22 protein-coding genes are annotated in these 18020 nt (G+C 61.0%); 16 read left to right on the top strand and 6 right to left on the bottom strand.

Features of this window, described 5'->3' with window-relative positions; translation table 11 throughout:
• The first annotated feature begins 67 nt into the window (after nucleotides 1-67).
• The 6 genes from Q1A44_RS08940 to Q1A44_RS08965 all read left to right on the top strand — a co-directional run bounded on the left by Q1A44_RS08940 (nucleotide 68) and on the right by Q1A44_RS08965 (nucleotide 2354).
• The gene (locus Q1A44_RS08940; RefSeq protein ID WP_299623158.1) at nucleotides 68-265 is read left to right on the top strand and encodes a tautomerase family protein; all 198 of its coding nucleotides are present in this window, start codon (nucleotides 68-70) and stop codon (nucleotides 263-265) included.
• A 10-nt stretch (nucleotides 266-275) separates the two neighbouring features.
• Nucleotides 276-674: an MAPEG family protein gene (locus Q1A44_RS08945; protein WP_299623161.1), complete on the top strand. Its 399-nt coding sequence runs from the start codon at nucleotides 276-278 to the stop codon at nucleotides 672-674.
• Between the two features lie 151 nt (nucleotides 675-825).
• Nucleotides 826-993: a 50S ribosomal protein L33 gene (gene rpmG, locus Q1A44_RS08950; RefSeq protein ID WP_114512614.1), complete on the top strand. Its 168-nt coding sequence runs from the start codon at nucleotides 826-828 to the stop codon at nucleotides 991-993.
• 73 nt (nucleotides 994-1066) lie between these two features.
• Nucleotides 1067-1363: a hypothetical protein gene (locus Q1A44_RS08955; protein ID WP_299623170.1), complete on the top strand. Its 297-nt coding sequence runs from the start codon at nucleotides 1067-1069 to the stop codon at nucleotides 1361-1363.
• On the top strand, nucleotides 1360-1884 hold the full coding sequence (locus Q1A44_RS08960) for an AAA family ATPase (protein ID WP_299623174.1): 525 nt from the start codon (nucleotides 1360-1362) through the stop codon (nucleotides 1882-1884). The genes Q1A44_RS08955 and Q1A44_RS08960 overlap by 4 nt, the downstream gene beginning before the upstream one ends.
• Nucleotides 1875-2354 carry a GNAT family N-acetyltransferase gene (locus Q1A44_RS08965; protein WP_299623177.1) on the top strand — a complete coding sequence of 160 codons (480 nt, stop codon included), beginning with the start codon at nucleotides 1875-1877 and terminating at the stop codon, nucleotides 2352-2354. The genes Q1A44_RS08960 and Q1A44_RS08965 overlap by 10 nt, the downstream gene beginning before the upstream one ends.
• Nucleotides 2355-2406: 52 nt before the next feature.
• Here Q1A44_RS08965 and Q1A44_RS08970 read toward each other — a convergent pair whose 3' ends face one another.
• From Q1A44_RS08970 to Q1A44_RS08980, 3 genes are all read right to left on the bottom strand, one after another.
• Nucleotides 2407-2865, bottom strand: a complete 459-nt coding sequence (locus tag Q1A44_RS08970) for a cupin domain-containing protein (RefSeq protein ID WP_299623182.1) — start codon at nucleotides 2863-2865, stop codon at nucleotides 2407-2409.
• Between the two features lie 78 nt (nucleotides 2866-2943).
• Nucleotides 2944-3723, bottom strand: coding sequence for a Bax inhibitor-1/YccA family protein (locus Q1A44_RS08975; RefSeq protein WP_299623185.1), 780 nt, complete (start codon nucleotides 3721-3723; stop codon nucleotides 2944-2946).
• Nucleotides 3724-3922: 199 nt separating this feature from the next.
• A complete protein-coding gene (locus tag Q1A44_RS08980) occupies nucleotides 3923-4138 on the bottom strand; it encodes a DUF1127 domain-containing protein (RefSeq protein ID WP_299623188.1) in 216 nt (71 codons plus the stop codon).
• 124 nt (nucleotides 4139-4262) lie between these two features.
• Here Q1A44_RS08980 and Q1A44_RS08985 point away from each other — a divergent pair, with 124 nt between their 5' ends.
• The 5 genes from Q1A44_RS08985 (at nucleotide 4263) to Q1A44_RS09005 (ending at nucleotide 8589) form a co-directional block, all read left to right on the top strand.
• Nucleotides 4263-5138, top strand: coding sequence for a LysR family transcriptional regulator (locus Q1A44_RS08985; RefSeq protein ID WP_299623192.1), 876 nt, complete (start codon nucleotides 4263-4265; stop codon nucleotides 5136-5138).
• A gap of 465 nt (nucleotides 5139-5603) precedes the next feature.
• A complete protein-coding gene (locus Q1A44_RS08990; RefSeq protein ID WP_299623196.1) occupies nucleotides 5604-5981 on the top strand; it encodes a helix-turn-helix transcriptional regulator in 378 nt (125 codons plus the stop codon).
• A gap of 53 nt (nucleotides 5982-6034) precedes the next feature.
• Nucleotides 6035-6829, top strand: a complete 795-nt coding sequence (gene hisN, locus Q1A44_RS08995; RefSeq protein WP_299623199.1) for a histidinol-phosphatase — start codon at nucleotides 6035-6037, stop codon at nucleotides 6827-6829.
• Nucleotides 6826-8166: an 8-oxoguanine deaminase gene (locus tag Q1A44_RS09000; RefSeq protein ID WP_299623203.1), complete on the top strand. Its 1341-nt coding sequence runs from the start codon at nucleotides 6826-6828 to the stop codon at nucleotides 8164-8166. The genes hisN and Q1A44_RS09000 overlap by 4 nt, the downstream gene beginning before the upstream one ends.
• Entirely contained in the window at nucleotides 8167-8589 is a 423-nt protein-coding gene (locus Q1A44_RS09005; RefSeq protein ID WP_299623206.1) for a CAP domain-containing protein, read from the top strand.
• A 43-nt stretch (nucleotides 8590-8632) separates the two neighbouring features.
• On the opposite strand, the gene guaD is transcribed toward Q1A44_RS09005, so the two are convergent.
• Nucleotides 8633-9928, bottom strand: a complete 1296-nt coding sequence (guaD, locus tag Q1A44_RS09010; RefSeq protein WP_299623209.1) for a guanine deaminase — start codon at nucleotides 9926-9928, stop codon at nucleotides 8633-8635.
• A gap of 128 nt (nucleotides 9929-10056) precedes the next feature.
• Here guaD and mgtE point away from each other — a divergent pair, with 128 nt between their 5' ends.
• The 5 genes from mgtE to Q1A44_RS09035 all read left to right on the top strand — a co-directional run bounded on the left by mgtE (nucleotide 10057) and on the right by Q1A44_RS09035 (nucleotide 15718).
• Entirely contained in the window at nucleotides 10057-11451 is a 1395-nt protein-coding gene (mgtE, locus tag Q1A44_RS09015) for a magnesium transporter (protein ID WP_299623212.1), read from the top strand.
• A 70-nt stretch (nucleotides 11452-11521) separates the two neighbouring features.
• Nucleotides 11522-12100 carry a 5-formyltetrahydrofolate cyclo-ligase gene (locus Q1A44_RS09020; protein WP_299623216.1) on the top strand — a complete coding sequence of 193 codons (579 nt, stop codon included), beginning with the start codon at nucleotides 11522-11524 and terminating at the stop codon, nucleotides 12098-12100.
• Between the two features lie 83 nt (nucleotides 12101-12183).
• Nucleotides 12184-12993: a TIGR00282 family metallophosphoesterase gene (locus Q1A44_RS09025; RefSeq protein ID WP_299623219.1), complete on the top strand. Its 810-nt coding sequence runs from the start codon at nucleotides 12184-12186 to the stop codon at nucleotides 12991-12993.
• Nucleotides 12990-13916, top strand: a complete 927-nt coding sequence (locus Q1A44_RS09030; protein ID WP_299623222.1) for a DMT family transporter — start codon at nucleotides 12990-12992, stop codon at nucleotides 13914-13916. Before Q1A44_RS09025 ends, Q1A44_RS09030 begins: the two co-directional genes overlap by 4 nt.
• Entirely contained in the window at nucleotides 13916-15718 is a 1803-nt protein-coding gene (locus Q1A44_RS09035) for an SLC13 family permease (RefSeq protein WP_299624223.1), read from the top strand. Before Q1A44_RS09030 ends, Q1A44_RS09035 begins: the two co-directional genes overlap by 1 nt.
• A gap of 16 nt (nucleotides 15719-15734) precedes the next feature.
• Here the strand turns inward: Q1A44_RS09035 and Q1A44_RS09040 are convergent, their stop codons facing one another.
• Nucleotides 15735-16238, bottom strand: a complete 504-nt coding sequence (locus Q1A44_RS09040; RefSeq protein WP_299623225.1) for a hypothetical protein — start codon at nucleotides 16236-16238, stop codon at nucleotides 15735-15737.
• Between the two features lie 62 nt (nucleotides 16239-16300).
• Nucleotides 16301-17959: an FAD-binding dehydrogenase gene (locus tag Q1A44_RS09045; protein WP_299623228.1), complete on the bottom strand. Its 1659-nt coding sequence runs from the start codon at nucleotides 17957-17959 to the stop codon at nucleotides 16301-16303.
• Nucleotides 17960-18020 lie beyond the last annotated feature (61 nt).

Raw genomic sequence — 18020 nt, forward strand, 5'->3', positions numbered from 1 at the left:
CAATCGCGCGCCTTTATCTCTTGTTTTGCATCGCATGATGCATAATCAACAGTAGAGGATTTATGACATGCCGACAATCAAAGTCACAGTGCCCGCAGGCGCCTGGAGCACAGAAGAAAAAGCGCAGATCGCGGACGGGTTGACCACCAGCTTGGCCGCCGTGGCCACGGAGGCGGGCAAGGGCGAGATTCGCCAATATATCAATGTCCAGATCATGGAAGCCGCGACGGGCGGCTATGCCATCGGGGGCAATGTCGTTGGCTGAGGGCGCAGGTATGACCCTGGAGCTCTGGGCTGTGGCAGGCTTGACGGCGATTTGGCTACTGCTGGTCTTTGGTAAGCAGCTGTATAACGACAAGGCCAAGGGCGCAGCCTGGGCGCTTTCCAATCGCGATGATCAGGACATGTCGCCGACGTCACGACGCCTGGCCCGGGCCGCCGCGAACCATGTGGAAAACGTGGTGATGTTTGCGCCTTTGGCCACGGTTTTGGTGGTTGCGGGCCTGAATACCTCTGTCACGGGCATCGCGGCGTTGGCCTTTCTCGCCTGTCGCGCGGGCCATGCGCTGACCTATGCGCTGGGCGTTACTCACATCCGCAGCGGGTTCTGGATCGGCGGTGTGGTGGCCACAGTGGTCACCGGGTGGCCGTTGATCCGCGCGCTTTTCACCTGAACCACAGGGCCGGGGCGGAAATTCTGCCGCCCCGGCCTGATTGCGGTTCAAGCGGGGTTGACTCGGGGGCGGCGGCGGGTACAAGCGGCGCTCAAACGAATTTCCCGCTGGCGGGCCTCTCAGGCTTATCTGGCGATGCAGGAGACGCACCATGGCCAAGCCAACCACGATCAAGATCCGCCTGAACTCGACCGCAGGCACTGGCCACTTTTACGTGACCAAGAAAAACGCACGCACCATGACTGAGAAGATGTCGGTCAAGAAATACGACCCCGTGGTGCGCAAACACGTGGAATACAAGGAAGGCAAGATCAAGTAAGATCGCCTGACAAAACGTATTTCAGAGGCCGCGCCGCAAGGACGCGGCCTTTGTCGTTTTAGGGAGCATTTTGATGACCAGTTTTCATCTGATCCGCCGCATGGACGGTCTGGTCTATTGCTTTGATGCTGATCCGGTGCATCCGGGTCTGTATCGCCGCGCGGACCGGTCCGATCTAACGATTGCGTGGGAGGAGGCGTGCGGCTGGGTCATGCGCGATCCTGTCAGCGGTGCGCTGACAGGTCGTGTCTGGGACATCGCGCCGACCGATCAGCCGCGCCCTCCGCCACCCGCGATGTGGGTGACGGCCAAGGGCCCCAAGAGCTATGTCTATGATCTGCGCCCTGGTGCGCCACAGGTGCTTTCATGAACCGTGTGATGATCGTGGGCGGGTCGGGTTCGGGCAAGAGTAGTCTGGCGCGCGCCTTGGGCGATTGCACGGGTCTGCCTGTGCACCACATGGACCGTATCCATTGGATGCCCGGCTGGCAGATGCGTCCCCGCGCCGCCCGCGAGGCCATGGCGCTGGAGGTGGAACGCGCTGACGCTTGGATCTTTGAGGGCGGGTTTTCGACCACCTATGACCATCGCTTGTCCCGGGCAGACACTTTCATCTGGCTGGACCTGCCCGTTGCGCTGCGTCTGTGGCGCGTGACAAAGCGTTTGATTGTGCACTGGGGCCAACGTCGCCCGGATATGGCGGAGGGCTGTGTCGAGGGCATTCACGGCGAGACCTGGGCTTTCTATCGCTGGATATGGAACACACGCCACAGCGGCCGCACACGCCACTTGGCTCTTCTGGCTCAGGCGCGTGCGCGCGGCCTTGCCACCTATCATTTGATCGACCCGCGCGCGGTGCGCCAGTTCAAGGAGGAGATGGAATGTATGTGAGACCGTCAACGCTGGATGATCTGGCCGCCGTCGATACCCTTTTGGCCCGTAGCTATCCCAAGCTGCTCAAAGCCGACTATCCGCCTTCTGTCCTTGTCACTGCCCTGCCGTTGATCAGCCGTGCACAGCCCCAATTGCTGTCCTGTGGCACCTATTATGTGGCTGAGGATGACGCGGGTGCCATTCTGGGCGCAGGGGGTTGGACGCCGGATCGTGAGGATAAGACGCTGGGCCATATTCGGCATCTGGTGACCGATGACCGTGCGGTGCGCCGCGGTGTGGGCCGCGCGTTGATGGAGCGCAGCTTTGCCGATGCGCGCGCGGCAGGTATGGCGCGGATGGCTTGTTCAGCCACCTGGACGGCCGAGCGCTTCTATCAGGCGGTTGGCTTTGTTACGCTCGGCCCGATGGAGGTGCCTTTGCCCGGTGGCGTGCGTTTTCCTGCCATTCGGATGATACGCGCTTTGTGAGCGCGTGGCACACCAACAGGCGCCCCCGACGGGGCTACGGCGAAGGTGTGCGTCAGGGGGCGTCGGCAGGGTCTCCGGCCAGTGTGGTGTAGCGCCGTGTCTTGTGGGTCCGGTCGTGGTGCAGCACCCGGTCGAGGGTGGGGTAAGTGACCTCGTCCGCTGGGCTGCGCGTGCCGATCACAACGTAGCGCACGGGCGCGTCGCTGCGGTTTTCCATGTGGTGGCCGGTGGGCGTGCCTGCTTTCCAGCAGGCCGCGTCGCCGGGGCCCAGCGTGGTTTCAACGCCGTCCTCGGTCAGAACGATTCTGCCCGTCAGGATCAGCACCATTTCGTCTTCGGTCTTGTGCCAATGGGTGTGAGAGGAGCGGGAGCCGGGTGGCAACTCTTCTATGAAAGCTCCGAATTGGGTAAGCCCGGCGCTGTCGCTGATCAGTTCGGCGCGGTAGGGGCCAAGAACGCTTCCCTCACCCACGCTGTCGATCTGTGCGCTGCCCTGTTTGATCACGGTCATTGTGTCGCCCTTATCCGGAAACGAAAAAGGGCCGGTCGCAAGGACCGGCCCAATCGCAGTAGCGTATCAAGATACGCTTTACTCTTGTTGACCCATGAACATCAGCAGGAACTGGAACATGTTCAGGAACGAGATGTAGAGGCTCAGCGCGCCGTCAATCGCGGCCTTGTCCAGCCATTCCTGATCCCCATGTGCGGCGTGGGCCACATATGTGTTCTTGATGTCCTGCGTGTAGAAGGCTGTGAGGCCCGCAAAGATCAGGATACCAATTGCCGAGATGGCCAGCATCATCGGGCCAGACTGCAGGAACAGGTTGATGATCATGGCAACGATCAGACCGATCACGCCCATCATCAAGAAGGTGCCCATCCCGCTCAGGTCTTTCTTGGTTGTGTATCCCCAAAGGCTCAGACCCGCAAAGGCAATCGCCGTCACCAGAAAGGTTTGGGTGATCGAGTAGGGGGTATAGACCAGAAAGATCGAGCTCATCGACACGCCCATGACTGCCGCGAAGATGAAGAAGCCCAGTTGGACGCCTGCCGCCGATGCTCGACGCATCAGCGCACCCCAGCCAAAGAGGACAAAAGCCAGCGGTGCAAACATCACAACCCAGCGGAGCGGCGTTGTGTAGAGCACTTCGCCAAGTCCGGTCAGGTAAACGCCATCGCGCAGCGCATATGTTGCGGCCGACGGGTCGGCTGTGATGGCAAGACCCGCGATGGCCCACGCGGCCGCCGCTGTGATCAACATGCCGATCGACATGCTGCCATAAACCTTGTTCATGTGGGCGCGCAGCCCGACGTCGATCTGGGCGGCGCGTGTTCCGGCCGCCGACCGGATCGTATTCAACTCAGCCATAAAAGACCTCCAAATTGATACATGTGCCCGACGGGGTCATCCCGCCGGTTCGCGGATTTCCGCCCGCGTCATGCCCAAATATCGGGTCAAGGCGGCCCCCTTTCAAGGGTTTTCCGCCCCGGAATGCCGAATCCGGGGCGGCATTCTGACCTTTTTTGTCATAAATTGCACAAACGGCGTGTTGTGCTGCTTCGAAAGCTCAGTCGCGCCAGGTCGCGGGCACGTCCCAGATCGGTTTTGCCTCTTCGGCGGCGGCCCGTTTCACGCTCAGACCGATATCATCGAGCCGTGTGCTGTCCAGCTGAGCGAGAGCCCGGCGCGACCGCCAGACGTCGATCATTTTCACGATGGAAAAGCCACGTGCGGCGGGGCGGGAAAACTGGGTGCTGTGTGCGGTGCAATCGGTCATGGCCATGAGAGGTCTCCTTGGGTTCGCGTGATGGTTTGGTCGGTTATCATCAATCTTGTTGATGTATATGGCGGACTGTGGCACATTTTAAAAACGAATGTTTGTGACCCAAAACATCAAGGAATGTGATATGCGGAATTTGGACGTGACCACTCTGCGCTCTTTTGTGGCCGTGGCCGAAAGCGGGGGCGTCACGCGCGCCGCGGGCTTTCTCCACCTGACCCAGTCGGCTGTTTCGATGCAGCTCAAGCGGTTGGAGGAGGTTTTGGGCCTGGATCTCTTTGATCGGTCCGGGCGCTCGATTGCTCTGACCGCCTCGGGCGAGCAGTTGTTGGTCTATGCCCGCCGCATGGTGGCCCTCAATGACGAGGTGATCTCGCGGCTTACGGATCAGGCCTATGAGGGAGAGATCACCCTGGGCGTGCCACATGACATCGTTTATCCTGCGATCCCGCGCGTGTTGAAGCAATTCCATGCGGCCTTTCCTAGGGTCAAGGTCCAGCTCGACAGCTCTTATACCCGCCGCCTCAAATCGGAATTCGCCAAAGGTGCGTGCGACATCATCCTGACCACCGAAACTGGCATGGACGCGGGCGGGGAAGAGCTTTGTATAAAGCCGCTGTGCTGGATTGGCGCGCCCGGCGGCTCGGCCTGGCGTCAGCGCCCCCTCAAGCTGGCCTTTGGGCGGCAATGCACGTTCCGCCCGCGGGTGGTGGAGCGTCTGGATGAGGCGGACATTCCCTGGGATGTGGTGGTCGAGACCGAAAGCGACCGCACGATTGAGGCGACTGTCAGCGCCGATCTTGCGGTCCATACGATGATCGAAGGGACCGAGCCGCCGCACCTGGACCGGATCGACCATGGCGGCGTGCTGCCGGACCTGCCAGCGCAGCGGATTAACCTTTACGGGGCAGGGTCGTCGCAAAACGAGGTGCATGACGCGATGGTCAACCTGCTGCGCCGCGCCTTTGGGGCAACAGAGACGGCGCAATTACGTGCAGTTTGATCGCAGAGCGAATCGCGTTTCAGCGAGAAACACGGGCAAATCGGCGGATTCTCGCGTCGCGCTAACTGTTTTGTGACGCTGCTCTGCGGCACGGTGTGGGGTCTTGCAAGTCGGCGTGACACTCTGCTGTCGGTTGTGCCCGCCGTCAATGCTCCTAACGTGTTGATAGAACATGGACATTGCCGCGACGGTTGGGGCCGTTTCCATGCCCTTACAGTGCCAAGCCGCTCAAACCGTTAACGAAATTCGCGCAAATTATGCTGCGCCGGTCGACTTGACGTGAACGTCAATTTGACCGCGCCTGATCTACCTTGGGTAGATTCCGTTGTATTTTCACCGCTTTCGGCCTATGGTTCCGCCACAACAGGGGTGCGGCGCCTTGCTCGGCTCTCTCCCGAACCAAGACAAAAAGTCTCGAAATGACCGTCAAATTGACGGCGACCTGGTGGAGCCTAGAGTATTCAGATGCCTCATATCGTAGATATTCATGTCGGCAAACGTATCCGCCAACGGCGGTGGCTGATTGGGATGACCCAGCAGAAACTGGCGGACGAGGTGGGCATCAAGTTCCAGCAAATCCAGAAATACGAAACCGGCGCCAACCGCGTCAGCGCATCGCGCCTTTGGGATATTGGTGAGGCAATGGGCGTGCCTGCGGCGTTCTTTTTCGAAGGGCTTGCGGGCACAACCGGAACCAATGCAAGTGAACGCGCCAGTGATGCGCCAGCAGACATGTTGGGCGACAAAGAAGCGATGGATCTTGTGCGCACCTACTACGCGATCCCCGAAAACCAGCGTCGCCGGTTGTTCGAACTGGCCCGCGTCCTGAGCGACGTCGCCTGAATTAACGCATTGCAGGACTTGCGCGGGGGCCTGACCTCTGGCACGCCCGGAGCATGACTTACGATATCGATGAACTCAAGAGCGTGGCCAATGCGTTGGCGGATGCCGCACGCGCGGCGATCCTTCCACATTTTCGCACTGCTGATCTGCGCACCGACAACAAGCTGGATGACGGCTATGACCCTGTGACCGTCGCTGATCGCGCCGCCGAAGAGGCAATGCGCGCCGTCTTGGCCGACCGTCGGCCAGATGATGCGATTGTGGGCGAAGAGTTTGGGAATGCTGTCGGCACCAGTGGTCTGACATGGGTTTTGGACCCGATTGACGGGACGCGCGGGTTTGTTGCGGGCACCCCGACCTGGGGCGTTTTGATCGCTGTGGGCCCCGACAGCGGCCCGGTTCTGGGCATCATTGATCAGCCATATATCGGAGAGCGTTTCATCGGGGCTGCCGGGGCGGCCCAGATGATCGGACCCCATGGCCGCGGCCTGATCCGCACGCGGACAACGACCGATCTGTCCTCGTCCGTTTTATTCACCACCTTTCCCGAAGTGGGCACGCCGCAGGATCGGGCAAGTTTTGAAGCCGTGGCCCGGCACGCCAAACTGGTGCGCTATGGTATGGACTGCTATGCCTATGCGTTGTTGGCGGCGGGCCAGATTGATTTGGTGATTGAGGCCGGTTTGAACAGCTATGATATTCAAGCGCCAATTGCCTTGATAGAGGCGGCGGGCGGCATCGTGACCGACTGGGCGGGTGGCCCGGTTCATCAAGGCGGGCGTGCCCTTGCGGCGGCAAATGCCGATATTCATGCCGCAGCTCTGGTGATCTTGCAGGGCAGCGCATGAACGAATGGTTGATCCGCGACGCGTCCCACATCGTGACGATGGACGATGACCGGCGCGAGTTGACAGGCGCGGATATCCTGATCCGCGATGGCGTGATTGTCGAAGTTGGCCAGGACTTGCACAGCGAGGGCGAGGTCGTGCTGGCCCAAGGCTGTGTCGTGACGCCGGGCCTCGTGAATACGCACCACCACCTGTACCAAACGTTGACGCGGGCGGTGCCAGCGGCTCAGGATGCGCTGCTTTTTGGGTGGCTGCAAACGCTCTATCCGATCTGGGCGGGGTTCACGCCTGAGCATATGAATATCTCGGCTCAGGTTGGGCTCGCTGAATTGGCGCTGTCAGGTTGCACGCTGAGCACGGATCATTTGTACCTCTATCCAAATGGCAGCCGGTTGGAGGATACGATCGAGGCGGCGGCGGCCGTTGGCCTGCGCTTTCACCCCACGCGTGGGTCAATGAGCATTGGCGAAAGCGATGGTGGCCTGCCCCCCGACGCGCTGGTCGAGGATGAAGCTGCCATTCTTGAAGATTGCATTCGCGTTATCGACGCTTTTCATGACCCCGCGCCGGGGGCGATGTGCCGGGTGGGCGTGGCCCCCTGTTCGCCCTTTTCGGTCAGTCGGGAGTTGATGCGCGACGCAGCCCTATTGGCGCGGGACAAGGGGGTGATGCTGCACACTCATCTGGCGGAAAACGACGAGGATGTCGCCTATTCGCTGGAAAAATTCGGCTGTCGGCCTGGGCAATATGCCCAGGACCTGGGCTGGACCGGTCCGGATGTGTGGCATGCCCATTGCGTGAAATTGGATGCCTCCGAGATCGCCCTTTTTGCTGAAACGGGCACGGGCGTGGCGCATTGCCCGTGCTCAAATTGCAGGTTGGGGTCGGGCATTGCGCCGGTGCGAGCCATGCGGGATGCGGGCGTGTCTGTGGGCTTGGGCGTGGATGGATCGGCCAGCAATGATGCCAGCAATCTGGTGGCGGAGGCGCGCCAATCGATGCTGTTACAACGCGTGGCCAATGGGGCGGACGCTATGAGCGCGCGTGAAGCGCTTGAAATTGCGACACGGGGTGGCGCAAATATGCTCGGGCGGCCCGATTGCGGCAGGATTTCACCGGGATGTCGCGCAGATATTGCAATATGGGACGTCTCGGGCATAGTCGCCGCCGGAAGCTGGGACCCGGCGGCGTTGTTGCTGGCAGGCCCAACGACTGCACGTGATGTGTTTGTTGAAGGACGACAGGTGGTCCGCGACGGGCATTTGGTAAACATTAACCTCGGCGCGGTACTCAAGCGCCAGTCCGCATTGGTGCGGCAATTGAGCGAAGGGCAGTAGATGAAGATTGGAATTCTGAGCATCATCATGATGCTGATGGCAGGTATGGCAGCGGCCAATTCGGGCGTGCTGGCGGCGGTGAACGCAGAGCGCAAGGCAAACGGGCGTGCGGCACTGTCATATGACTCACGGCTTGAGGCCGCAGCACAGGCCCACGCCAAGGATATGGCGCGGCACGGATTCATGAGCCACACTGGTTCGGACGGGTCTGATTTGGCAAAGCGGCTGAAGCGGGTCGGCTACAACTACTGCTTTGGCGCGGAAAACGTGGCCTTTGGCCAGCAGTCCCTGCCTGCGGTGATGACCGCGTGGATGAATTCCAGTGGGCACCGCAAGAATATCCTGAGCCGCAAGGCAAAATCGGTGGGGGTGGCCCGCGCCACCGGTGATCGCTGGGTCATGGTGTTGGGCGCGTCCTGCTAGGCGCTGGCGTTTTCCGATGATCGGAAAACGGCCGGAATTTGTGTCAAATTCCGTTGCGCTGGCGTTGACCGGACACCCAGACTTGGGCGATGGCGCGGTCGTCGCCCATCATGATCGTGGCAAAGACGGCGTCCCAGATGTCCCGCGCCTGGGCGCTGCGCTGCGCAATGGCGGGGGTGGAGGCGAGATTTAATACGCATATGTCCGCCTCCTTGCCCACAGAAATCGCGCCGACCTTTTCTTGCATATGCAGAACCTGTGCCGATCCGGCTGTTGCCAGCCACAGCAACTGCCGGGCGTGCAGGGCGGTCCCGCGCAATTGGGCGATCTCATAGGCGGCCGCCATCGTCCGCAGCATCGAAAAGGACGACCCGCCGCCGGTATCGGTGGCCAATCCCAGCGAAATCCGCCGCGCAGCGAGACCCGCCACATCCATCAACCCTGACCCGATAAACGTATTTGAGGTCGGGCAATGGGCCAATCCGGCCCCAACTTCGGCCAACCGGTCCACTTCGCGTGGCGTCAAATGGATGGCGTGCCCGTACACTCCGCGCGCACCCAAAAGGCCATGCGCCTCGTATGTGTCCAGATAATCCCGCGCCTCCGGGTAAAGCTCTGACACCCAGGCGATTTCGTCCACCTGTTCAGACAGATGCGTTTGCATCAGGCACTCAGGATGCTCCGCCCAAAGCGCGCCCAACGCTGACATCTGGGCAGGCGTGGAGGTCGGTGAAAAGCGCGGTGTGATCGCATATTCCGCGCGCCCGACGCCATGCCATTTCTCCAGCAACGCCTTGCTGTCGTCATAGGCCAATTGCGCCGTGTCCCGCAGATCATCCGGCGCGTTACGGTCCATACAGGTCTTGCCTGCAGCAACACGCATTGCGCGCGCTTGCGCCGCTTCGAAAAACGCATCTACCGAGGACGGATGGATCGTGGTGAAGGAGGCCACTGTCGTTGTTCCGTTGTCCAGCAGCAGATCCAGGTAACGACCTGCAACATCGGTCGCATAGGCAGGGTCACCAAAACGCGCCTCTTCGGGGAAGGTGTAAGTGTTCAGCCAGTCGATCAACTGCTTGCCCCAGGAAGCAATCATTGCAGTTTGGGGGTAGTGGGCATGCGCATCAACAAATCCGGGCATGATCAGATTGTCACCATGGGCGTGTTCTGTGGCGTCAGGTGCTGCGGCGCGCAGGTCGTCGGCAGGCCCGAGGGCCGTTATATGCCCTGCCTCGATCAACACCCCATGGCTGGGCGCAATCTGCACGGCGTCGGGGTCCAAGAACGGGTCGCCATGGGTCAATAGCACGTGGCCGGTCAGGAGTGTTTGCTGGGTCATATGATCAGCCTATAAGCCTGCGCGCGGCATGGCGCAATTGGAAGGCGTGGCCCTCGCCTCACGGCTTTGGCGACGGTTGTATCCGCAAATGCGCCGCCCTATGGTCAAGGCTGCAGCAAGGGGCCCCTATGTCGGAAGAGATCGAGCAAAGCGCCGAGAGCGCGGACGACAACGCCTATCAACTGGGCCGCAAAGACGTCTCGGCGATCCTGTATGCCGTGGATATTGAGGACCGCGCGCAGCTGACCAAGCTGATGGAGCCACTCCATGCTGCTGATATTGCAGACCTTTTGGAGCAGATCAACGCCTTTGACAGGTCACGCCTGATCCGCCTTTATGACCGCGAGTTTGACGGCGACATTTTGTCGGAACTCGACGAATCGATCCGCGAAGAGGTCATTGCCGTCCTGAAACCCGCCGTTCTGGCCGACGCGGTCCGCGATCTGGACAGTGACGATGTGGTCGACCTGATCGAGGACCTGGACGACGCCCAGCAAGAGGTCATTCTGGACGCGCTGGAGGATGCCGACCGGGCGTTGGTCGAGCAATCGCTGGCCTTCCCGGAATACTCCGCCGGCCGCCTTATGCAGCGCGAAGTCGTCATGGCGCCCGAGCATTGGACCGTCGGCGAAGCCATCGACCGGTTGCGCAGCGCGGAAGAAGACGATCTGCCCAACCAGTTCTATCATCTGGTGCTGGTTGACCCACGCTTGCATCCGGTGGGCAATGTGACTTTGGGCAAGCTGATGCGTTCGCGTCGCGAGGTGCCGCTGGCCGATCTTATGGAAGAAACCTTTCAGGTCATTCCAGCCAGCCAGGACGAAAGCGACGTTGCCTATGCGTTCAACCAATACCACCTCATCTCGGCCCCCGTCGTCGATGACGAGGGGCGTTTGATCGGGGCGATCACCATTGATGACGCGATGGCCGTTCTGGACGAAGAGCATGAGGAAGACATCCTGCGCCTGGCCGGTGTGGGCGAGGAATCGGCCTTGTCGGACAGTGTCCGCGAAACGACCAAGCGGCGCATTCCATGGTTGGCGGTGAACCTTGTGACCTCGATCCTGGCCTCGCTTGTGATTGCGCAATTCGAGATGGCGTTGGCCCAGATCGTGGCTCTGGCCGTGCTGATGCCCATCGTGGCCTCCATGGGGGGGAATGCGGGTACGCAGTCGCTCACTGTAGCGGTTCGCGCGCTGGCCACCAAGGATTTGACCGGCGCCAACGTGTGGCGCGTCATCCGGCGCGAGGTGATCGTGGGCCTGATCAATGGCATGATTTTTGCGGTTGTCATGGGCATCGTTGGCGTGATCTGGTTCGGCTCGCCCGCGCTTGGCTATGTGATTGCCGCGGCCATGGTCGTCAACATGGTGGTGGCGGGCTTGGCGGGTACCGTCATTCCCGTGATCCTGGATCGCGTTGGCATTGATCCCGCGTTGGCCTCGGGCGCTTTTGTGACCACTGTAACCGATGTGGTTGGCTTCTTTGCCTTTTTGGGCCTCGCGGCTCTGGTTCTGCTGTGAGCCGGTGGACTGACGCTGTTGCGGGCTGCGCCGCAATGCGCCCCACCCACCGTCCCATGGGCGTGGCACAATGGACCTGACCGTGGCAAAGGCGGCAGCGCGCAAGGCCGCCTTTGCCGCGCGTAAGGCGGCGTTTGACCTTGATGCGGGCGGGGCGTGTGGCTTGTTATCTTCGGTTCTGGCGGGCTATCGCGGCGTAGCTTTGGCCGGCTACATGCCGATCCGGTCAGAGATTTCACCCTTGCCTGCTATGGCCGAAGCGGCCGCCCATGGGCCGGTATGTGTGCCTGTCATCATGGCAGCGGGCGCGCCTTTGCGCTTTTCGCGCTGGGCGCCGGATGGGCCGCTGCGCGACGGCCCCTTTGGGGCGCGTGTGCCGGAGACGGATGATTTCCTCGACCCAGAGATCGTCATTGTTCCTTTGGTGGCCTTCACCCGGGCGGGGGGGCGGTTGGGCTATGGTGGCGGCTTCTATGACCGCACGTTGGAGAGGCTGCGCGCGCGGCGCGCGACCTTGGCCATCGGATTTGCCTATGGTGCGCAAGAAGCCGAAGCATTGCCGCTGGAGCCGACCGACCAACCCCTCGACCTGATCGTGACCGAACGGGAAGTGATCGAGGGTGCTGGCCGCTCTGCCCCTTGGCGCTGACGCGCCGTCGCCCGAGACGTTTTCGCTAGCAGAATGATGGGTTCTGACTTGCCGTGGCCGTGAGGGCGCACTAGGCCTATGCCATGAAACTTCTCTTTTTGGGTGATGTGATGGGCCGTGCAGGCCGTCAGGCGATCACCGATCACTTGCCCCGGCTGCGCGACCAATGGGACCTCGATTTCGTGGTCGTCAACGGCGAGAACGCAACCTCTGGCATGGGCTTGTCCGGGGCCCATGCCAAAGCCATCCTGGAGGCGGGGGCCGACTGTGTGACGCTCGGCGATCACGCCTTTGACCAGAAAGACATGCTACAGTTCATAGAGCACGAGCCGCGTATCATCCGCCCGCTGAATTTTTCAAAAGCCTCGCCGGGCAAGGGCGCGCGTCTGTTCACCGCACGCGGAGGCAGGACCGTCTTGGTGACCCAAGCTTTGGGGCAGGTTTTTATGAAGCGACCCTTCGATGATCCTTTCTCTGCCCTTGAGACGGTGTTTCGCGCCCACCCTCTGGGCGGCCAGGCAGATGCGATCATCGTGGATTTCCATTGCGAGGCGACGTCGGAAAAGATGGCCATGGGCCACTGGTGTGATGGCCGCGCAAGCCTGATGGTCGGCACCCACACCCATGTGCCCACGGCTGATGCAATGATATTGGCAAAGGGCTGTGCGTACCTGACCGATGCGGGGATGTGCGGTGATTACAACTCGGTGATCGGGATGCAACGGGACGAACCCCTGCGCCGTTTTATCACCGGCATGCCGAAAGAGCGGTTTCAGCCGGCCCTTGGCCCCGCGACCCTGTCTGGCGTTTACGTGGAAACCGGCCCTGATGGCCGCGCCACCCGGATCGAGATGGTGCGCCAGGGCGGATTGTTGAGCCAGACGGGCCCATGACCCGAAGCGCATTGCTGTTTTACACCGGCATCCTGATCTTGCTGGGGGCGGCCTGGGGCATGACGATGCCACTGACCAAGATTGCCGTCAGCACAGGATATAAGCATTTTGGCCTGCTTTTTTGGCAAATGGCGATTGGCACCGTGGTGATGACCGGTGTGGGGCTGTTGCTGGGCAAGCGTCTGCTGTTGGGCCGGGCGCAGATCCGGGTCTATGTCCTAATTGCCTTTATCGGCTCTGTCCTGCCCAATACGGCCAGCTATCAGGCGGCGGTGCACTTGCCGTCAGGCGTGATGTCGATCCTGTTGTCGATGATCCCGATCTGGGCCTTTCCCATTGCGCTTTTCCTTGCTCTGGACCGCTTTGAATGGCGCCGCTTCTGCGGGTTGGCCATGGGATTGGCAGCGGTGCTGATGATCGTGCTGCCCGGGGCGGATATGTCGGGGGGCATTCCAGTATTCTGGGTGTGCATCGGGCTGATTTCCGGTCTGTTCTACGCGTTTGAGGGCAATTATGTGGCGCGGTGGGGCACCGCAGGGTTGGATGCAATCCAGGTGCTCTGGGGTGCTTCCATCGTGGGAACCCTTGTCGCCCTCCCGCTTGCCCTTGGCTCTGGCCAGTGGATCGACCCTGGCCCGCCTTATGGGGCTGCTGATATCGCCCAGGTCATCAGCGCCACGCTGCATGTGATTGCCTATACCGGCTATGTCTGGATTGTGGGCCGGGCCGGGCCTGTCTTTGCGGTACAGATCAGTTACCTTGTCACGCTTTTTGGCATATTCTGGGCCTGGCTGGTCCTGAGCGAGGCCTATCCCGCCACCTTCTGGGGGGCTTTGGGTTTGATGATGATCGGCATGTATATGGTGCAGCCACGCAAAGCATCGCTTGAAGCGGGCGGCATGATCAGGGACAGTGGCCGCTGATCGCGGCAAAACAGGCACGAGCCATGGGATTTTTTGAGCTTTCGCAAACGGGCGACGCGGTGGTGACGTTGACGGTGGTTTTCGTCATGTTCGTCCTATTTCTGCGCGAAAGCTTTCCCACCGAAGTGGTTGCCATCGCCGGGGTCGGCGTTTTGCTGGCACTGGGTGTGCTGCCTTATGACGATGCGCTGACGGTGCTGTCGAACCCGGCGCCGTGGACCATTGCGGCGATGTTTATCATCATGGGTGCGCTGGTGCGCACAGGCGCGTTGGAGGCGTTCACCGGGCTGGCCGACCGACAGGCCCGGACCAATCCGGTGCTGGCGATCGTGATGCTGATGGGCTTTGTGATCTTTGCCTCGGCCATCGTGTCCAACACGCCGGTGGTGGTTGTTATGATCCCGGTCTTTGTCCAGTTGGCCAAGACGCTGGGGGTGTCGCCCTCCAAGCTGTTGATACCGCTGAGCTATGCGGCCATTCTGGGCGGTACTCTGACCCTGATCGGTACCTCGACCAACCTGTTGGTTGACGGGGTTGCCCGTGCCCAGGGCATGGCACCCTTCACCATCTTTGAGGTCACGCCGCTGGGCATTATTCTGGTGGTCTGGGGTATGATCTATTTGCGCTTTTTCGGCCCCATTTTGCTGCCCGATCGGGACAGTATGGCCGGGCTTCTCAGCGACCGCAGCCGCATGAAATTTTTTACTGAAGCCGTGATCCCCCCCGAAAGCAACCTGATCGGGCGCGAAGTGTCTGGTGTGCAGCTTTTCAAGCGGGAAGGCGTGCGTCTGATTGACGTGATCCGGGGGGACCTGTCGCTGCGCCGGAACATGGCGGGGGTTGAGTTGCAGGTAGGAGACCGGGTGATCTTGCGCACGCAGATGACGGAACTCCTGAGCTTGCAACGCAACAAGGAACTCAAACGTCTGGACCAGGTGGGCGCGGTTGAGACGACTACGGTCGAGGTTTTGATCACCCCGGGGTGCCGGATGATCGGCCGGTCACTGGGTGCGATGCGCTTGCGCCGCCGCTATGGGGTTTATCCGCTGGCGGTGCACCGGCGAAACCAGAATATCGGCGTGCAGTTGGATGAACTGGTGGTCCGCGTCGGTGATACGCTTTTGTTGGAGGGCGCCCCCGAGGACATTCAGCGCCTGGCGGCAGACATGGACATGGTGGACGTGGCCAAACCCTCGCAACGCGCCTTTCGCCGGGGCCATGCGCCGGTGGCCCTGCTCACCTTGCTGGCCATTGTGGGGCTCGCGGCAATGGGCGTCGCGCCCATCTTTTTGTTGTCGGTTCTGGCTGTTGCGGTGGTTCTGGTCACACGCTGCATCGACGCGGATGAGGCGTTTTCCTTTGTCGATGGGCGTTTGCTGGCGCTGATCTTTTCCATGCTGGCCATTGGGGCCGCTTTGGAGGCCTCGGGCGCTGTAGCCCTGATCGTGAACGCAGTAGCGCCTGCGCTGCGCCTGTTGCCCCCGTTCCTGATCGTTTGGGCGGTCTATTTGCTGACCTCGGTTTTAACCGAACTGGTCAGCAACAACGCTGTGGCCGTAGTTGTGACACCGATAGCCATCGGCCTCGGCACCGCGCTGGGCATCGACCCGCGCCCGTTGGTGGTCGCCGTGATGGTGGCGGCATCCGCCTCTTTCGCGACGCCCATCGGGTATCAGACAAACATGCTCGTTTACGGCCCCGGCGGGTACAAGTTCACTGATTTCATGCGCGTGGGTATTCCTCTGAACCTGAGCGTGGGGCTGCTGGCATCGGTGGTGATCCCGTTCATCTGGCCGTTGTGAAGGACAGACCTGCGAATTATTGCGAGCCGTATGGTGCAGATGCGTCCGATCCACCTGGCTCAGAGTACTGTTTGAGCACCTTGAGCAAGGTGTTATGCCCTTTCCAAAGCTCGACGCGGTAGTGGTCTTCGCCGTCAAGGCCGTCTTCTGACAGGGTCGCCAGATTGGCTTGGAGTACGCGCACTGCATAGCAGCCGCGTTCCAAAGAAATCTGTTCCGCGTCCGCCAAGTCATCCGTGCAGCCCGCGACAATCAACTGACCAGAAGGGACCTCAATGGAAAATTCAACGACATGATCCCACAAAGCCAAGTCCAAGGTGGGGGGCGTATCAGAAACGACGAGCCTGACCGGAACGTCCATGTTTCGAGCGGTGCTCACAGCAAAACCATGCGCATTTAGGGCAACCCGTGCATATACGGCTGTCTCTGACCAGGCAGCGCCGTCAACGCCATTTGATTGCGCGTCGAAAGCATGAAACTGAAAATAGTCTGGGAAGAGGTCAAATTGCAGGTCGGTCATGTGATAAGGTCTTTTTCTAAAGGTGAAAGGCGTCCATGCCGGTTGGGCCTGCTTTGCGCCTGTCAGGCGATCGCGCCACTGCGCCCGGCTGCGCGTCCCGAGAAAATGCAGCCGCCCAGAAACGTTCCTTCCAGGGCGTTGTAGCCGTGGTATCCGCCACCGCCAAAACCCGCCACTTCGCCCGCTGCAAAGAGGCCCGGCACGGTTTGGCCGTCGGCCCCGATCATCTGGCTGTCGAGGTTGGTGTGCAGCCCGCCCAGCGTTTTGCGCGTCAGGATATGCAGCTTGACCGCAATCAGCGGGCCGTTGGCCGGGTCCAGGAATTTATGCGGTTTTGCTGTGCGCAAAAGCCGGTCGCCCCGATAGTTGCGCGCGGCATGGATTGCCATCATCTGCGCGTCCTTGGAAAACGGATTGTCGATCTGCGCATCGCGTGCCTCGATCTGGGCGCGCAGCTTTGCTACGTCGATCAGGTTGCCGCCTGCCACCTGGTTCATGCCGTTGACCAGTGTGTCGAGGTCGTTGGCAACCACGAAATCCTCACCCTTTTCCTTGAAGGCTTCGACAGGCCCGGTGGCGTTGGCACCGGACAAGATCCTCTGGCGGATCACCTCGGCCCATTTCTTGGACGTCAGATCCGGGTTCTGTTCGGAACCGGAAAGGGCGAATTCCTTTTTGATGACCTTTTGGGTCAGCACGAACCAACTGTAATCATAGCCGGTTTTCAGAATCTCGCGCAGCGTGCCCATGCTGTCAAAGCCGGGCAGGGCAGGGGGCGCAAAGCGGTTGCCTTCCGCGTCAAACCACATCGACGAAGGCCCCGGCAGTATGCGGATGCCGTGGGCGGGCCAGATCGGATCCCAGTTCTTGACCCCTTCGGTGTAGTGCCACATCCGGTCGCCGTTGATAACATGGCCGCCTGCGGCCTCGCTGATCCCGATCATGCGGCCATCCACGTGCGCGGGTACCCCTGCGACCATGTCCTTGGGGGCAGGGCCAAGGCGATCGGTGGGCCAGACCTTGCGAACCATTTCGAAGTTGCCGCCGATGCCACCGGATGTGACGACGACCGAAGGGGCGCGCAGGGCGAAATCGCCAACCACGTCTCGGTTGGTCTTTTGACCGCGCGCTGCGTTGTCATCGGCGAGGACGGTACCGCTGACGCCTTTCGCGGCGCCGTTTTCCATGTCGATCCGGTCGACCTGGTGACGAAATTTGAAGTGAATCAAGCCTGCCGCTTCATGCTCTTCACAGCGCCGGACGAAATGTTCGATGATCCCTGGGCCCGTCCCCCAAGTGATGTGAAAGCGGGGCACGGAATTGCCGTGCCCATCGGCAAAGCCGCCCCCGCGTTCGGCCCAGCCCACCACCGGAAACCAGCGCAGGCCCATAGCATGAAGCCAGGGGCGCATCTCACCAGCGGCAAAGTTGATATAGGCCTCGGCCCATTTGCGGGGCATTGCATCTTCGGGGCGGTCAAACTGGGCGCTGCCCATCCAGTCGCGCAGCGCCAGTGTGCGGCTGTCGCGCACACCCATGCGCCGCTGTTCCGGCGTATCGACCATCAAGAGCCCGCCCAGCGACCAGAACGCCTGTCCACCCAGAAAGCTGCGGGGTTCCTGGTCGAGAATGATCACAGTCTTGCCGCGGTCACCCAATTCGGCGGCTGCAGCGAGGCCAGCAAGCCCCGACCCAACAACAATTGCATCGGCCTGATCCATGTGAGCCTCCTTCATGGGCTAAGCACGTTCATCGTTATCCGATAGGTGTGCAGGAACAAGG

It is taken from the genome of uncultured Tateyamaria sp. (assembly GCF_947503705.1).
GTDB lineage: Bacteria > Pseudomonadota > Alphaproteobacteria > Rhodobacterales > Rhodobacteraceae > Tateyamaria.

What these genes read in the sequence shown, in the direction of transcription:
- Q1A44_RS08940 (WP_299623158.1), top strand. Translation starts at nt 68, where the DNA reads ATGCCGACAATCAAAGTCACAGTGCCCGCAGGCGCCTGGAGCACAGAA.
- Q1A44_RS08945 (WP_299623161.1), top strand. Translation starts at nt 276, where the DNA reads ATGACCCTGGAGCTCTGGGCTGTGGCAGGCTTGACGGCGATTTGGCTA.
- rpmG (WP_114512614.1), top strand. Translation starts at nt 826, where the DNA reads ATGGCCAAGCCAACCACGATCAAGATCCGCCTGAACTCGACCGCAGGC.
- Q1A44_RS08955 (WP_299623170.1), top strand. Translation starts at nt 1,067, where the DNA reads ATGACCAGTTTTCATCTGATCCGCCGCATGGACGGTCTGGTCTATTGC.
- Q1A44_RS08960 (WP_299623174.1), top strand. Translation starts at nt 1,360, where the DNA reads ATGAACCGTGTGATGATCGTGGGCGGGTCGGGTTCGGGCAAGAGTAGT.
- Q1A44_RS08965 (WP_299623177.1), top strand. Translation starts at nt 1,875, where the DNA reads ATGTATGTGAGACCGTCAACGCTGGATGATCTGGCCGCCGTCGATACC.
- Q1A44_RS08970 (WP_299623182.1), bottom strand. Translation starts at nt 2,865, where the DNA reads ATGACCGTGATCAAACAGGGCAGCGCACAGATCGACAGCGTGGGTGAG.
- Q1A44_RS08975 (WP_299623185.1), bottom strand. Translation starts at nt 3,723, where the DNA reads ATGGCTGAGTTGAATACGATCCGGTCGGCGGCCGGAACACGCGCCGCC.
- Q1A44_RS08980 (WP_299623188.1), bottom strand. Translation starts at nt 4,138, where the DNA reads ATGGCCATGACCGATTGCACCGCACACAGCACCCAGTTTTCCCGCCCC.
- Q1A44_RS08985 (WP_299623192.1), top strand. Translation starts at nt 4,263, where the DNA reads ATGCGGAATTTGGACGTGACCACTCTGCGCTCTTTTGTGGCCGTGGCC.
- Q1A44_RS08990 (WP_299623196.1), top strand. Translation starts at nt 5,604, where the DNA reads ATGCCTCATATCGTAGATATTCATGTCGGCAAACGTATCCGCCAACGG.
- hisN (WP_299623199.1), top strand. Translation starts at nt 6,035, where the DNA reads ATGACTTACGATATCGATGAACTCAAGAGCGTGGCCAATGCGTTGGCG.
- Q1A44_RS09000 (WP_299623203.1), top strand. Translation starts at nt 6,826, where the DNA reads ATGAACGAATGGTTGATCCGCGACGCGTCCCACATCGTGACGATGGAC.
- Q1A44_RS09005 (WP_299623206.1), top strand. Translation starts at nt 8,167, where the DNA reads ATGAAGATTGGAATTCTGAGCATCATCATGATGCTGATGGCAGGTATG.
- guaD (WP_299623209.1), bottom strand. Translation starts at nt 9,928, where the DNA reads ATGACCCAGCAAACACTCCTGACCGGCCACGTGCTATTGACCCATGGC.
- mgtE (WP_299623212.1), top strand. Translation starts at nt 10,057, where the DNA reads ATGTCGGAAGAGATCGAGCAAAGCGCCGAGAGCGCGGACGACAACGCC.
- Q1A44_RS09020 (WP_299623216.1), top strand. Translation starts at nt 11,522, where the DNA reads ATGGACCTGACCGTGGCAAAGGCGGCAGCGCGCAAGGCCGCCTTTGCC.
- Q1A44_RS09025 (WP_299623219.1), top strand. Translation starts at nt 12,184, where the DNA reads ATGAAACTTCTCTTTTTGGGTGATGTGATGGGCCGTGCAGGCCGTCAG.
- Q1A44_RS09030 (WP_299623222.1), top strand. Translation starts at nt 12,990, where the DNA reads ATGACCCGAAGCGCATTGCTGTTTTACACCGGCATCCTGATCTTGCTG.
- Q1A44_RS09040 (WP_299623225.1), bottom strand. Translation starts at nt 16,238, where the DNA reads ATGACCGACCTGCAATTTGACCTCTTCCCAGACTATTTTCAGTTTCAT.
- Q1A44_RS09045 (WP_299623228.1), bottom strand. Translation starts at nt 17,959, where the DNA reads ATGGATCAGGCCGATGCAATTGTTGTTGGGTCGGGGCTTGCTGGCCTC.